Here is a 14535-nt window from a genome sequence, read left to right on the forward strand (position 1 = left end):
GCTCACGCCGGCTCAATACGCTCCAGAGAAGCATAGGTGGCGATCTTGTCGATATAGACCTGAGCATTGGTCTTCACCGACTCGACCTCTTCCTCGGTCAGCTCACGCACGCGTTTGGCGGGACTGCCGAGGATGAGCGATCGTGGGGGAAAACGTTTGCCGGAGGTAATCAGGGCTCCGGCGCCAACGATACTCTGCTCCCCGATCACCGCTGCGTTGAGGATGGTAGCATTCATGCCGACCAGCACCTCGTCGCCAATTCGGCAGCCGTGCAACATGGCCAGGTGACCAATGGTGACACGCTGGCCAATGGTCACCGGCTCACCGGGGTCTGTGTGGACCACGCAGCCATCCTGCAGGTTGCTGCCGGCGCCTACCAGGATGGGGGCATTGTCGCCACGCAGGACGGCGCCTGGCCAGACACTCACGTCTGCTCCCAGCTGCACGTCACCGATCAGGGTCGCCTCGTCCATCACCATGGCGTCGGCGGCGATATCGGGGGACGCGCCCCCGAGTCGATAAAGCGTCACAACCCATCTCCTTATGCGGGTGCTGATACTGTCGCAATTAACGGCGGGCCAAGCCTAGAACCCGACCTGATCCCCGCCCTTTAGTCCAAGCATCTGGCGCGCCTCGTCGGGTGTGGCCACCTCGAGAGACAGGCCTTCCAGGATCTCGCGGACCTTGGTCACCTGGCTTGCATTGGTCTCGGCCAGCTTGCCCGGCCCAAGCCACAGCGAGTCCTCGAGACCGACGCGCACGTGTCCACCCATGGCAGCGGCTTGCGCTGCAATGCGCATCTGGCTGCTGCCGGCCCCCAGCACAGACCATTCATAGTCATCGCCGAACAGGCGGTCTGCGGTGCGGCGCATGTGCATGACGTCTTCAGGATGCGGCCCGATGCCACCCAGGATACCGAACACGCTCTGGACGAAGACGCGGCCCTTGGCGACACCACGGTCGAGTAGATTGCGCAGCGAATACAGGTGGCCGATGTCGTAGCACTCGCATTCAAAGCGGGTGCCATTGGCATCGCCAAGCGTCATGGCTTTTTCGATATCAGCGAAGGTGTTCTTGAACACCAGGTCACGGCTATTGGCCAGGTGATCGCGCTCCCACTGATGGGTCAGCTCGTTGTAGCGATCCAGCATCGGGAACAGGCCGAAGTTGATCGATCCCATGTTCATGGACGCCAGCTCAGGCTTGAACTCCATGGCGGGGCGCATACGTTCTTCCACCGTCATATGGGGGCTGCCGCCGGTGGTCAGATTGATCACCGCGTCGCAGGAGCTCTTGATCCGCGGCAGGAAGCGCTCGAACATCGCCGGATCCTGGGTCGGCCTGCCATCCTTGGGGTCCCGGGCATGCAAATGAAGCACCGAAGCGCCAGCCTCGGCGGCGGCGATACCTGCCTCGGCAATCTCCTCGGGGGTGACGGGAAGGTAGCGAGACATGGACGGGGTGTGAATGGCGCCGGTGACGGCGCAGGTGATGATGACCTTGCGTTTTGTAGCCATTTCCGTGAAGTCCTTTAGCAAAGTGAGCACAGCGGCGTGAACGTTGCCGCATGACGTGTGCGGTTTAGCGTGGTGTCGTAGCCTGCTGATGGGCGAGCAGTGCCATCAAGCGGCGATCACGCCAGGCCTGGCGTTCACCCAGTTCGTGTGTGGGGAGCAAGGCGCGGCGCTGCTCGTCCAGTGCCTCCAGGGTGGCGTCGAGCCAGGGGTCTTCCTGTCCGCGCTCGCGATCGATATCGCGATACAGCGGGCCGTAGCGCTTGCCGTAGTCGGCAATGCCCGCAGGCGCATTGAGGTCGATGGTCTCGAAGGGGCCCATGAAGGACCAGCGCAGGCCAAGCCCGTGTTTCATGGTCTTGTCGAGGTCCTCGGCGGACACCACGCCATCCCGGAACAGCCGCAGGGCTTCGTTGAGCAGCGCCCCTTGCAGGCGGTTGAGGACAAAGCCTGCCACCTCCTGGTGGACCAGAATCGGGACCTGGCGCGCTTGTTCCATCAGGGCCATGGCCCGCTGAACACTCTGTTCACTGGTGGCTGGCGTCGGTACCACCTCTACCAGAGGAATCAGGTAGGGCGGGTTGACCGGATGTGCCACGAGGCAGCGCTGAGGGTGCTCCAGGTGATCGGTAAAGCGCGAGGCGGCGATCCCCGAGGTGGAGCTGGCCAGCACGCAGTCACTGCTGACCACCGCCTCCAGATCGCGGTAGATCTGACGTTTCGCGGTCACGTCCTCCGGCCCGCACTCCTGGATGTAGATGGCATCCTGCATGGCCGAGACGAGGTGGCTGTCAAAACGAATTCTGGCCATGATCGCGACTGGATCATCGATCAGCCCGGCGTCAGCCAGGTCCGTCAGCGACTGCTGGATCGCTGCAGATGCCCTGTCCAGGGCATCTGCATCTACATCAAACAAGGTGACGGGCAGCTCTGCTCGAGCGAATACGATGGCCCAGGCGCGACCAATGAGTCCTGCGCCGACCACACCGATGGAAGTCGTCATGAGAGCGTCCTGAGGTCAGAGGGATTCGACGTTGGCACAGACACTGAGCGCCTGCCCCGAGATGTTGGATCCGCCTGGTGCAGCGAGGAACAGCGCCATGGCGGCGATATCCGTCGGGTCTACCATGCGGCGCATCGATATCTTTGAGAGGTTCTCGGTCTCCATCTCCTCGTAGCTGATCCCACGCTTGGCCGCTCGATCCTCAATGACCTTGGTGATCCGTGGGCCGCGCACGATGCCCGGAAGAATGGCATTCACACGCACGCCTTCCGGACCAAGCTCGCAGGCCAGGCTCTTGGTCAGGCCGACCACGGCCCATTTGCTGGCGGCATAGGGGGTGCGATAGGCGAACCCCAGGCGGCCAGCCACGGAGGCCAGATTGACCAGCAGTCCCTGACTATCACGCAGCAAGGGCGCTGCACGATGTGCGACCCGGTACTGTCCGTTGAGGTTGATATCGATGGTCTGGGTCCAGCTGGCGTGGTCGATGTCCTCGATGCCTGCCGTCGGGCCAGCAATACCGGCGTTATTGACGACCACGTCCAGGCCCCCCAGGGCCGATGCATCGTCGAACAGGCGAGCGACATCCTCGTCGTTGCTGACATCGCAATGGGTGCGTGTGATGTGTGGCGGCAGGGCATCCAGCGCCTTGTCATCGATGTCGCAGACGTGAACCCGAGCACCGGCTTCGGCAAAGGCGGTAGCAATGGCAAGGCCAATGCCCGACGCGCCGGCGGTCACCAGTACGCGCAGTCCCTGGCGGGGGCGAAGGCTTTCTACAACACTCATGGGGTCTCTCCTTGTAGGGTTACAGCGACGGCAGCCAGGTCGACAGGGCCGGCAGCAGACTGATGATGAGTAGGTTGATCAGCACGATGGCGACGAAGGGCATGACGGCCCAGGTCAGCCGCGCAATGCCGATATTGGTGATCTGAGAGGCCACGAACAGGTTGAGCCCGACCGGTGGGGTAAACATGCCCATGGCCAGGTTGACCACCATGATGATGCCGAAGTGAATCGGGTCGAAGCCGTAGCTCACGGCAATGGGCAGCAGGATGGGCACGAAGATCAGGATGGCGGCCGCCGCCTCGATGAACATGCCGGCGAGCAACAGCAGCAGGTTGGCCAGCAGGATAAACAGCAGCGGGCTGTCGATGGCCGAGATCACGAAGTCGGAGATCATGTCCGGCACTCTGAGGCTTTGCAGAATGCGTCCATACAGTCCGGCGGCAGCGATGATGCTGAGAACCACCGCTGTGGTTACTGCGGATTGACGCAGAATGCCCACCAGACTGTCGAGCTTGATCTCTCGATAGATCACCGTGCCGATGACAAAGGAATAGGCCACCGCGATCACCGCTGCCTCGGTCGGTGTAAACACCCCACCGTAGATGCCGCCAAGGATGATGACCGGCATGAGGATGGCGAGGATGGCTTTCTTGCCGGCGCGCCAGACGTCGCTCAGTGAGCTTTTCTCGCCACCGCCAAGACCGTTGGCGCGGGCAAAGAAGTAGGCAAAGACCAGGAGGGTCAGGGTAACCAGAATGCCAGGCAGGATGCCGGCAATGAACATGTCGCCAACGGACACGTTGGCCGCGATGGCATAGAGGATCAAGGGAATACTGGGAGGGATAATGACCCCCAGAGCGCCCGACGCCGCCTGATTGGCCGCCGCATAGCCACCGGGATAGCCCTTGGCCAGCATCGCGGGAATCAGGATAGAGCCGATGGCCGCCGTGGTGGCTGCCCCGGATCCGGAAATCGCAGCAAAGAACAGCGACGTGACGATGGCGACCATGGCCAGCCCGCCCGTCATGCTGCCGACCAGGGTATTGGAGAAATCGACCAGGCGCTTCGAGATGCCGCCGCCCTGCATCAGGTAGCCTGCGAGGATGAAGAACGGAATCGCCATCAGCGGGAAGGAGTTGACCGAGGCAATCAGCTGTTGTGCCACGATCAGCATCGGCATCAGGTCGCCTTGCCACACCGTCAGGGCAGACGCCAGTCCCAGCGAGAAGGCAATGGGAACACCCACCACGAAAAGAGAGATAAGGGTCAAGAACAGCATGAGGGCCATGATCAGCTGACCTCCTGCAGTCGCTGGACGGGTTGTCCGAGGGCTTCATCAATCAACAGCCCCAGGCTATTGATCAGAATCACGACGCCGCCGGCAGGAATGGCCAGGTATGGCCACATCATGGAAATGCGCGTGCTTGGCGCCGTCTGGCTGGCCACTCGGCCGACCAGCTCGAGGCCATACTTGATCATGACGAACGCAAACAGTGCCGAGCACAGCACGATCACGATCCGCAAAAGCCGAGCCAGGCGCTCTCCTGCATATTCGAGCACGATGTCGACGGAGATCAGGGCGCCATGACGATAGGCATAGCCGGCACCGATAAAGGTTAGCCAGAGCATCGAAAAGCGAGCGATTTCATCGGAGAAGAACAGCGGGCTGCCCACCACGAAGCGAGCGAACACCTGCCAAAAGATCAGTACGGTCATGATCAGCAAAAGCAGGGCGAGCCCCCAGCCGATCAACCGATTGAAGTGCCAGATCGCCGTGTTGGCGACACGCAGAAAGGAGTGCATGAAGGGCCTCGCAGAATGCAGTGCCCCCTGACCAGCTGGCTGGACAGGGGGCCGGGTACTCAGTGCTCGAAGTTGATGGCCGCGTCGACCAGGTCTTCGCCGACGGTCGGGCCCCACTTGGCGATAACCGGACGCACGGCCTCGCGGAAGGGCGCCAGGTCAGGTTCGGTGACCGTCATGCCCAGGTCAGCCAACTCGCCCTTGTAGCGTTGTTCCAGCTCCTGGCTGGCTTCCCGCTGAACCGGCAGTGCGATTTGAGCGGCCTCCAGAATCAGGGCCTGGTCGTCTTCGCTGAAGGAGTTGAACAGGTCCAGGCTCATCATCAGCGGCGCCGGTGAATAGACGTGCTGGGTGATGTTCAGGTAATCCTGAACCTCGTAGAAATTGACGTCGTAGATGGTGGCCAGAGGGTTTTCCTGGCTGTCCATGACGCCCTGTTGCAGCGCTGTGTAGACCTCGGTCCACGCCATTGGCGTGGCGTTGGCGCCCAGCGCTTCCCAGGTATCAACCTGCACGCGGCTTTCCTGCGTGCGGTGGTTGATACCTTCCAGGTCGCTGGGCTGCTCCAGCGCGCGCACGGAATTGGTGTTGTGACGGAAGCCATTCTCCATCCACGCTAGGAACTTGACGTTCATCTGGTCTTCGGCGAGTTGGGCCAGCTGGCCACCGTATTCGCTGTCGAGGAAGGCATAAGCATGCCCGTGATCCTCAAAGATGTAGGGCAGGTCGAACAGCAGGAATTCATCGACAAAGCCGCCCATGGGGCCGGTCGACGCGATGCCTGCATCGATGATGCCAAGCCCCATCCCTTCGATGACTTCACGCTCGGCCCCCAGCGCATTGTCATAGTGGGGCTCGATGGTCAGCCGGCCTTCCGACAGACGCTCCAGCTCCTCTCCGAACTTGAGCACGCCGATGCCCTGCTGGGAGTCGGGTCCCAGCGGCAGGCTGACATCGATGGTCCGCTCCTGCTGGGCGAAGGCTGCGCTGGACAGCCCGATGGCGGCGGTCAGGACGGTGAGGCGGAAAGGAAGGGAGTTGAATTGGCGCATGATGCTCTCCTGTTATCGTTGTGATGCCCTGGGGTGGGGCGGCCGCTGCCGGGAGGCGTGTCTGTGTGACGGGCAGCAAGGGGAATCACTTTTAAAGGCTTGGGAATACGTATTCAACATTAAAGTTTTTATGCCTTTGTTTTTTGTTTTTAAGCATATGAAAATAAAGTAAATATACTTTAGTAGTGTCGAGTGAATACGTAGTCTTTAATTATTCGGAATCAAGATGCGAATGTCGCGGATGAAGGCATTGGGTGTGGGCTATGGAAGGGGCCGATGACGGTCGCCCAGGATGGTCAGTCAGGGCGGTCAGTCCGGCCGATCAGACCGGGGGATAGACAGGCGCTGGCAAGGGGCGGTTCGGGGTGGTGGAAGAAGGGAAATGCGAAGCCACCGTCAAGCTGTCATGTGGTGCTGATTGACTACACTGAGGACGGCCCTGGCGGGGGGCACTTTTCGGTGCGAAAAGCCGTGGCATGAGCTGGCAAATGTGGTTAGCATGCGCCGTCCGGTAGTAGGGTAGGGGCATGTCTCGAGGACGTGCCCTGTGGGCGAGGCGCCAAGCACCTCAACCGGGCCCATTAAGCGAGTCCACGTCACGGGTCGGGCCCGCTGGCTTGCTCGGAGGAGCGAGTCAGGGAGTCTGTCGAGAAGGGCTGCTCAACAGGTCTATCCATCCTCTCTATTGTCTGTGGATGGATCGTTGTATTCAGGCGGGAGCGTATCAACATGTCGAAAGTGATCATCATTGGTGCCGGCGGTGTCGGCAGTGTCGTCGCCCACAAGTGTGCCCAGCTGGACTCGGTGTTTACCGATATCCTGTTGGCCAGTCGCACCGAGTCCAAGTGCAAGGCTATCGCCGAGCAGCTGCCGCGCCCCATTCGCACGGCCCAGGTCGATGCCGACAACGTGGCTGAACTGACGGCGTTGCTCGAGGCAGAAAAGCCCGAGCTGGTCATCAATGTCGCCCTGCCTTATCAGGACCTGAGCATCATGGATGCCTGCCTGGCAGCGGGTGTTCACTACCTCGACACGGCCAATTACGAACCCCTTGATACCGCCAAGTTCGAGTACAAGTGGCAGTGGGCCTACCAGGAGCACTTCCAGCAGGCGGGGCTGACGGCTCTGCTGGGCAGCGGCTTCGATCCGGGCGCCACCAACATGTTCACCGCCTATCTCGCCAAGCACTATTTCGACGAGATCGAAGAGCTGGACATCATCGATGTCAATGGCGGCGATCATGGTTATCCCTTCGCCACCAACTTCAACCCGGAGATCAACATCCGGGAGGTCAGTGCCGAGTGTCGTCACTATGAGAATGGCGAGTTCGTCACTACCCCGCCGATGTCCAAGATGGCGCGTTTCAGCTGCCCTGAAGAGGTCGGTGACTACAACATCTACCGTCTCTATCACGAGGAGCTTGAGTCGCTCTCGAAGCACTTCCCGAGCCTCAAGCGGGCTCAGTTCTGGATGAGCTTTGGTGACAGCTATCTCAAGCACCTTGAAGTGCTGAAGAACGTCGGTATGACGGGGATCGAGCCGGTCGACTATAACGGCCAGGAAATTGTGCCTATCCAGTTCCTTGCCAAGCTGCTGCCCGACCCTTCCACCCTGGGACCGCGCACCAAAGGCAAGACCTGCATCGGCACCGTCGTCCGCGGCAAGAAGGACGGCCAGGAAAAGGTCATGTACCTGTATAACATCTGTGACCACGAGGCATGCTATGCCGAAGTCCAGTCCCAGGCCATTTCCTACACCACCGGCGTGCCCGCGATGATTGGCGCCAAGATGATCCTCGAGGGTCACTGGAAGCGTCCCGGTGTGTGGAACATGGAACAGTGCGATCCCGATCCGTTCATGGCCGACATGAATGCCTACGGTCTGCCGTGGAAAGTGGTCGAGCTGGATCCCTCCTTCCGTCTTGACGTACAGAAGGGCGAGGACCTGTAAGGCGTGGAGATCCTTCAGTTCACGGATATCTCGCGGCTCGATACCCGCGCGCTGCCATCTCCCTGCTATGTGGTGGATGAGGTGGCGGTGGAGCGCAACCTGCGGATTCTCGCCGAGGTGGCCGACGCCAGCGGGGCCAAGGTGCTGTCAGCGCTCAAGGCCTTCAGCATGTGGCATTTCGCGCCGCTGGTGTCGCGCTACCTGAGCGGCACCTGTGCCAGTGGTCTGCATGAAGCCCTGCTGGGCCATGAGCACTACGAAGGCGAAGTGCATGTCTTTGGTGCTGCCTACAGCGAGGCCGATCTGATCGAGATCCTGAAGATCGCTGATCATGTGGTGTTCAACAGCTGCGCGCAGTGGCAGCGCGCGCAGCCGCTGGTGCAGGCAGCGCTGGAGCAGCGGCCTGGGATCAAGTTCGGCTTGCGCATCAACCCGGAGCACTCCGAGGGCGATGTGCCGATCTATGATCCCTGCGCTCCCGGCTCGCGTCTGGGTATTGTGCTGTCGGAGCTGGATGAAGCGACCCTGGATGGCATCACCGGTCTGCATTTTCACACCCTGTGCGAGCAGGATTTCCCGCCGCTTGAGCGAACGCTGGCGGCGGTGGAAGAGCGCTTCGGCCACCTGCTTGGTCGCATGGAGTGGGTGAACTTCGGTGGTGGCCACCACATCACCCGGCCCGACTACCAGCGCGACGACCTGGTGCGCTGCATTCGCTCATTCGCAGAGCGTCATCAGGTTCAGGTGTACCTTGAGCCAGGCGAAGCGGTGGCGATTGGGTCCGGCGTGCTGGTCACCACGGTACTGGATACCACCTTCAATACTCTCGATCAGGCGATTCTCGATACCTCTGCCACCTGTCACATGCCGGACGTGCTGGAAATGCCCTATCGGCCTGGTCTGCTGGGGGCAGGGGAACCTGGTGAGCGGGCTCACACCTATCGTTTGGGAGGCTTGACCTGCCTGGCCGGTGATGTGATCGGTGACTACAGCTTCGATGCCCCTCTCGAGATAGGGCAGAAGCTGGTGTTCAAGGACATGGCGCACTACACCATGGTCAAGACCACCACCTTCAATGGCACGCGTCTGCCGGCCATCGCAGTGTGGAACTCGGACACCGGAGCCCTGCAGGTCATCCGCGAGTTTGGCTACCAGGACTTCCGCGAACGCCTGTCCTGAGGTTCAAACAGGAAAGGCTGAGCTGGCGATGCTGAGTTGACGACGTAAGCTGCGCCGTCTCGATCGCAGCGTCGTCGCCCCACATGACGCCCGCCCCGTTCGGCAAGACCGAGCGGGGCGGGCGTTTTCTGTTGGCGCCTTGATGGCCAGCTAGGCCAGGGCGGCTAGGTCAGGGCAGCTAGGCCAGGGTGGCTATCTAGAGGGACCGCCTAGAAACCTTCGAGCACGACCTTGCCCTTGGCCCGGCCGCTCTCGATCAGGGCATGGGCACGTTTGAGGTTGGCGGCGTTGATGGTGCCAAAGGACTCAGTAGCGGTGGAGCGAAGGTGCCCGGTATCGATCAGGTGCGCCACCTTGGCGAGAATTTCTCCCTGGCGGGCGATGTCGGCCGTGGAAAACAGCGGGCGGGTGAACATCAGCTCCCAGTGGATGGACACCGCCTTGGGCTTGAACGGCACCACGTCGAGGGAGGCCGGATCGTCGATCAAGCCAAAGCGACCCTGGGGCGCAATCAGTTCTGCTATCTGGGGCGCGTAGCCCTCTGAGGCATTGGTCGAGAACACAAAAGCGGGAGCACCGAGGCCAAGGGCATCGATCTGTGCCGGCAGCGGTTGATGGTGATCGATGACATGGTGGGCCCCCAGCTCCTTCACCCACTCCTGGGTCTCTGGCCGTGACGCCGTGGCAATGACGGTGTAGTCGGTCAGTGCGCGCAGCAGCTGGATAGTGATCGAGCCGACGCCGCCGCCCCCGCCGATGACCAGCACTGCGCGAGCGGCGCCGGGGACCGGGTCGTTGATCTTGAGCCGATCAAACAGCATTTCAAAGGCGGTCAGAGCGGTGAGGGGCAGGGCGGCGGCGGCCGCGTTGTCGATGGAGCCGGGTGCCTTGCTGACGATGCGTGCGTCTACCAGATGGTACTCACTGTTCGTGCCCGGGCGAGAAATATCCCCGGCGTACCACACTCGGTCGCCCACTTGGGCAGAGGTTGCCCTGTCGCCGACAGCCTCCACCTCTCCGACGGCATCCCAGCCGATCACCGCGGCCAGGCCTTGCTCGGGCGCTCGTGACTGGCGGATTTTGACGTCGACGGGATTGACCGAAACGGCCTCGACCTTGACCAGCACGTCGTGTCCGCTGGCCTGAGGCACCTCTTGCGCGAGATCCACCAGGGCGTCGTCGCGATCGATGGGACCTGGGGCGTAGTAACCGATAGCTTTCATGGGATCTCCATGGCAGTGGCGATTGGGATATGAGCAACACCTTAGCCTGCTATGGATATTCCGAACACCGTCAAACGCTAAACACTCTTTTCGGGATGTCAGGACAATCGACGCAACGACAGTCTGGCGGTGCCCCCTGCTTCACGACGTGAGAAGCAGGGGGCATCTTGGCAGTGCGGCGGCCCCGATCGGCACGGTGGCCGGGAGATGCGATCAGTCGATCAACCCCTGGTCGGCGAGAAACTGCTCGGCGACGGTTTCCACGACGTCGCGGTTGACGTCCACCTGCTCGTTGAGCCGCGTCATGACGTCATCGTCTAGCGTGGCGGCAAGTGCATTCAGCTGGGCCGCCAGCTCTGGGTGGGTGTCCAGCGCCTCCTGGCGCACCACGGGGGTCATGGCGTAGGGCGGGAAGAAGCCCTTGTCGTCTTCGAGAATGCGCAGGTCGAAGGCCGACACTCGTCCATCGGTAGTCGTGACCATGGCGATGTCGACCTGGTCGTCTCTGAGGGCGGTATAGGTCAGGCCCGTATCCATGCGCTTGATATCGGAGCGGTCGAACTGAAAGCCGTAGATGTCCTGCATCGGACGCAGTCCATCGGGGCGCGCATAGAATTCGGCATTGGAGGCAAACAGCAGCTCTTCGCCGGCGTTGATCGCCGACGCCATGTCCGAAATGCTGGTGATGTCCATGGCCTCGGCATCGGCCTCACGCATGGCGATGGCATAGGTGTTGTTGACGCCGGAAGGCTCAAGCCAGGCCAGCCCCTTGTCGGCGTCCAGGGCCTTGACGCGATCATAGGTCGCCTGGGCGTCCAGCTTTTCGTCAACGCCATTGAAGACGATCAGCGAGGTGCCGGTGTACTCCCAGTAGACGTCCACCTGGCCGTTTTCCTGTGCCTGCCGCAGCACCGCGGATCCCATGCCGGCGCGTTTGTCCACGTCGTAACCCAGATGCTCCAGGTACTGGGCGGTCATGCTCGAGATGATCTGCTGTTCGGTGAAGTTCTTGCCGCCGACCACGATCTCATCGTCGGCCTGGGCGGTGGCGGTCAGGAGGGCGAACAGGCCCGTGGTAATTGTTGTTTTAGCGAAGTGTTGTAACGGCATTCTGACGTCCGGCTGGAAATTGAGCCTTGATTCTAGCCCAAGTCGACAGGCTGCCAAGGGACTGGGTACGAGTCTTCGCAATGGGGGCGATTGCCGATGTAAATGCCTGGCGCGCCGAGACATCGCTACCATGATGTGGCACATCTGCCTACGGAAGGCCTTATGGAAATTGAAGCGTTCATCAACCGCTATCGGCAGGGACTCCACGGACTCGAAGGGATGACTCCCGTTGACGCCCGGCGCGGCTACGAGCGTCTGTGCCAGAGCTTTCAGCTGAACAGTGCCACCATCGCCGACGAGGCCACCACCATTGCCGGGGTGCCGGTGACCAGGCTATGGCCACGGGACGGCCCGCGCCAGGGCGGTGGCGTCGTAGTGTACGCCCATGGTGGCGGCTGGACGCTGGGGTCCAGCCGCAGCCACCGTGGCGTCGCTGAAGCCCTGGTGCAGGCCCTGAGCCGGGAAGTGGTCAGCGTTGACTACCGCCTGTTGCCCGAGTCGTCCTACAGTGACGCTCTATCGGACGTGCTCGGCGTGTGGCAGGCCTGTGATCCTGTCGCCGCGGTGGGGGACAGCGCTGGAGGTCGGCTGGTTCTGGATGCGGCGGCGATGCTGGCTCGGGAGGGCACTGGCGTGCCGCCGCTGGGGTTGATCTATCCGGTGGTCGGCACGCCGCAGGCGTCGCTGTTGGGGGCAGACGCGCCGCTGCTGAGCCGCGATGACGTCCTGGCATTGTGGGCGACGGTCGCGGCAACGGTTCCCGCCCATGATGGGTACCTGCCGCCATCGCAGCATATGCATGTGCTGGCGGCCGAGCATGATCCGCTGACGGCAATGATTGAAGACGCCGTAGCGCAATGGTCCCGCAGCTCGGCGCAGGTATCGCTGGAAGTCGCTGACGGCATGGTGCACAGCGCGTTGCATGGCCTTCCCTGGCTGCCGTCCCTGCAGCTGGTCTGGGGGCGTTTCTGCTCCAGGCTCGGTGAATCCATCGAGGCCGACGGGAGCGGCCGGTAAGGAGCGCGCGCGGGAGCGCGACAACTCCGGCGGAAGCCTCGTCCGGGCGGGTATCCGCCGCGGGTTTGAATGGGGGTAGGATGGAAGAGACATAGGGCGAAATGGGTGTAGGGTTGAACGGGTGCCTATGAGAAGCGCTCGAGCGCAAGGCAAGGTGCGCAACATCGCTTCGACAGACCTTTCTTCTAATTCGAGCTTGTCGCTCTGGTGATGTCGAGGTAAGTGCCGCGTGAAGAGGACAAGACTGTGGTTGGTCGCTGGCCTGGTCGGACTGGGCGTGCTGGCGGTAGTGGGCCCGAGGGCGGTCGATACCGTTCGTCCGATGACCTTTGTCCAGTCCAAGGTCACTCCCAATCTCTACCTGGTCAGACATCCGGTCAGCGACCGGCAGGCGCTCTATCAAAGTGTGCGCCACAAGGCCATGGAAAGGATGTCGGTCGAGTTTGTCGGCAACGAGCACGCTTACCGCAGTAGCCCCTATTCCCTGCTCTTCTACGAGTACACGGACAATGGCGTGTTGTCGCTGTTTGGCGGTGCTGGAACCGCCTATTTTCTAGAGAATCATGACGATTCCGGAAGCTTTGGCTCGGAACAGCTCAGGCTATATGTCGAGCAGCACATCGCCGATTTTGATATCCGTTTTTGCGATGGTACGACGGGGTATCAGGGCGTCATGACATACTCCTGGCAAGGGGTGTGGGCCGGAATCGACGTTATCGTCGATACCTGTCCGCCATCGACGAGATCGGAGCCGGCCGATGCCGAAGAGGCCACCGAACGCGGGGCGATGCTGTAACGGAATTCTCGGTGCCGTGGCGGGCTTTATCGAGTGAGGTGTCGTTTACCTGCTTCCCTGGGGTACGGGCCGTGGCTACACTTGGGCCCTTGTGCCAGTAAAAGGATCCCTCATGGTCAGCAAGCGGCCTGGTTACGCCAGAATCAAGGAGCATTTGCTATCTCATATCGAAGAAGGGACCTTTTCTGCTGGCGATCGCATTCCCGCCGAAAATGCGCTCGCTCGGGAGTTCGGTGTCAGCCGGATGACCGCCAACAAGGCCATCAGGGACCTGGTGCAGAGCGGTCTGCTGGTCAGGCGCGTCGGCTCTGGCACCTATGTCAGCCAGCGCAAGTCCGAGTCGTCCTTGTTCGATATTCGCAATATTGCTGACGAGATTCGCTCGCGAGGTGGCGAGCACTCCAGTGACATCATCGCGCTCGAGGAGGTGGAGGCGTCTGAGGAGGTGGCGGTCTTCCTTGGCGTGAAGACCGGGACCATGGTGTTCTACTCCGAGATTCTGCATCGGGAAGATGGCGTGGCCATTCAGCTCGAGCGACGCCACGTCAATCCTCGACTGGCACCGGACTACCTCAAGCACGATTTCACGCGGCAGACCCCAAACGCCATCCTGGTCGCGCGCTACCCCGTCACCGACGTGGAAAACAGCGTCGAAGCGATCAATCCGACGGCTGAAGAAACGCGTCTACTCGAGATCCCGCCTCATCAGGCCTGCCTGCTGGTCGTGCGTCGTACCTGGTCAGGAGAGCTTCTTATCAGCTATACCCAGCTTCTCCATCCTGGACATCGCTACAAGCTGAACACCTCCCGCCACGGTTGATGGCACGGCCAAACCTTTGATGCTGCTCTGCGCTGCGTCCTCATCCGCCGTGCCGGTTGTCCCGCCACGCGCTCGTTTCACGCTCGCCCTTCATGGGTAGCGTCCAGGTGATGGCGTCTCGGTGCAGGATGGGTCGGCACATCAAGATGTATATACCAATTTATGCCCGCCAAGCCATCTTCGCCTGTTCTTCCTTTGACTTTAGTCTACTTTTTGCTCCTGCCTGAATATCAGTTTGGTTAGTAAAACAAGGGTTTCTGTGATTTTTTTCGAATGAGC

The 14535-nt window shown here is 61.3% G+C and carries 14 protein-coding genes; 5 read left to right on the plus strand and 9 right to left on the minus strand.

Annotation, left to right across the window (positions count from 1 at the left end):
* Positions 1 to 2: 2 nt before the first annotated feature.
* The 7 genes from KUW18_RS09625 to KUW18_RS09655 form a co-directional block, all read right to left on the minus strand.
* Entirely contained in the window at positions 3 to 530 is a 528-nt protein-coding gene (locus tag KUW18_RS09625; protein ID WP_206944806.1) for a gamma carbonic anhydrase family protein, read from the minus strand.
* A 54-nt stretch (positions 531 to 584) separates the two neighbouring features.
* Positions 585 to 1517 (minus strand): 3-keto-5-aminohexanoate cleavage protein, encoded by a 933-nt coding sequence (locus KUW18_RS09630; RefSeq protein WP_222164314.1) that lies wholly within the window; start codon positions 1515 to 1517, stop codon positions 585 to 587.
* Between the two features lie 64 nt (positions 1518 to 1581).
* Positions 1582 to 2517, minus strand: coding sequence for a 3-hydroxyacyl-CoA dehydrogenase (locus tag KUW18_RS09635; RefSeq protein WP_222164313.1), 936 nt, complete (start codon positions 2515 to 2517; stop codon positions 1582 to 1584).
* Positions 2518 to 2532: 15 nt separating this feature from the next.
* The gene (locus KUW18_RS09640) at positions 2533 to 3306 is read right to left on the minus strand and encodes an SDR family oxidoreductase (protein WP_222561260.1); all 774 of its coding nucleotides are present in this window, start codon (positions 3304 to 3306) and stop codon (positions 2533 to 2535) included.
* Between the two features lie 19 nt (positions 3307 to 3325).
* The gene (locus KUW18_RS09645) at positions 3326 to 4594 is read right to left on the minus strand and encodes a TRAP transporter large permease (RefSeq protein WP_222164312.1); all 1269 of its coding nucleotides are present in this window, start codon (positions 4592 to 4594) and stop codon (positions 3326 to 3328) included.
* 2 nt (positions 4595 to 4596) lie between these two features.
* On the minus strand, positions 4597 to 5109 hold the full coding sequence (locus KUW18_RS09650; protein WP_222164311.1) for a TRAP transporter small permease: 513 nt from the start codon (positions 5107 to 5109) through the stop codon (positions 4597 to 4599).
* Between the two features lie 59 nt (positions 5110 to 5168).
* A complete protein-coding gene (locus KUW18_RS09655; RefSeq protein WP_222561261.1) occupies positions 5169 to 6161 on the minus strand; it encodes a DctP family TRAP transporter solute-binding subunit in 993 nt (330 codons plus the stop codon).
* Positions 6162 to 6890: 729 nt separating this feature from the next.
* Between KUW18_RS09655 and KUW18_RS09660 the strand changes: the two genes are divergently transcribed.
* Both KUW18_RS09660 and nspC read left to right on the plus strand, forming a co-directional pair.
* The gene (locus KUW18_RS09660; protein ID WP_222561262.1) at positions 6891 to 8111 is read left to right on the plus strand and encodes a saccharopine dehydrogenase family protein; all 1221 of its coding nucleotides are present in this window, start codon (positions 6891 to 6893) and stop codon (positions 8109 to 8111) included.
* Between the two features lie 3 nt (positions 8112 to 8114).
* The gene (gene nspC / locus KUW18_RS09665) at positions 8115 to 9290 is read left to right on the plus strand and encodes a carboxynorspermidine decarboxylase (protein ID WP_315900659.1); all 1176 of its coding nucleotides are present in this window, start codon (positions 8115 to 8117) and stop codon (positions 9288 to 9290) included.
* A gap of 209 nt (positions 9291 to 9499) precedes the next feature.
* Here the strand turns inward: nspC and KUW18_RS09670 are convergent, their stop codons facing one another.
* Together KUW18_RS09670 and KUW18_RS09675 are read right to left on the minus strand one after the other, a co-directional pair.
* A complete protein-coding gene (locus KUW18_RS09670) occupies positions 9500 to 10513 on the minus strand; it encodes a zinc-binding alcohol dehydrogenase family protein (protein WP_222561263.1) in 1014 nt (337 codons plus the stop codon).
* Positions 10514 to 10726: 213 nt separating this feature from the next.
* Entirely contained in the window at positions 10727 to 11623 is an 897-nt protein-coding gene (locus tag KUW18_RS09675; RefSeq protein ID WP_222239445.1) for a glycine betaine ABC transporter substrate-binding protein, read from the minus strand.
* Between the two features lie 162 nt (positions 11624 to 11785).
* Between KUW18_RS09675 and KUW18_RS09680 the strand changes: the two genes are divergently transcribed.
* From KUW18_RS09680 to hutC, 3 genes are all read left to right on the plus strand, one after another.
* Positions 11786 to 12640 carry an alpha/beta hydrolase fold domain-containing protein gene (locus KUW18_RS09680; RefSeq protein WP_222561264.1) on the plus strand — a complete coding sequence of 285 codons (855 nt, stop codon included), beginning with the start codon at positions 11786 to 11788 and terminating at the stop codon, positions 12638 to 12640.
* Between the two features lie 229 nt (positions 12641 to 12869).
* Positions 12870 to 13436, plus strand: coding sequence for a hypothetical protein (locus KUW18_RS09685; RefSeq protein ID WP_222561265.1), 567 nt, complete (start codon positions 12870 to 12872; stop codon positions 13434 to 13436).
* Between the two features lie 112 nt (positions 13437 to 13548).
* Complete coding sequence (hutC, locus tag KUW18_RS09690; protein ID WP_222239443.1) at positions 13549 to 14256, plus strand: histidine utilization repressor; 708 nt, start codon at positions 13549 to 13551, stop codon at positions 14254 to 14256.
* Positions 14257 to 14535: the final 279 nt, after the last annotated feature.

Origin of the sequence: Halomonas sp. DP5Y7-2 (genome assembly GCF_019802025.1) — a bacterium.
Lineage (GTDB): Bacteria > Pseudomonadota > Gammaproteobacteria > Pseudomonadales > Halomonadaceae > Halomonas > Halomonas litopenaei_A.